We start from the raw sequence: 208 nt of genomic DNA on the forward strand, positions 1-208 counted from the left end.
CGTCGTTGGTGGCGTTGCATCTGGCGGTGCAGGCGCTGCGCCGGGGCGAATGCGACCTGGCCCTCGCCGGTGGCGTCACCGTGATGGCGACGCCCACGGTGTTCGTGCAGTTCTCGCGCCAGCGCGGCGTCGCTCCGGACGGTCGGTGCAAAGCGTTCTCCGACGCGGCCGACGGCTTCGGGCCCGCGGAAGGCGTGGGCATGCTGGC

At 73.1% G+C, this 208-nt stretch carries 1 protein-coding gene; it reads left to right on the forward strand.

What is annotated here, in order from left to right; genetic code table 11:
• The coding region (locus IH00_RS0117430) for a beta-ketoacyl synthase N-terminal-like domain-containing protein (RefSeq protein ID WP_267882577.1) at positions 1–208 on the forward strand (208 nt) is incomplete at both ends.

Source organism: Streptomyces sp. NRRL S-118 (assembly GCF_000716335.1).
Classification (GTDB): Bacteria; Actinomycetota; Actinomycetes; order Streptomycetales; family Streptomycetaceae; genus Streptomyces.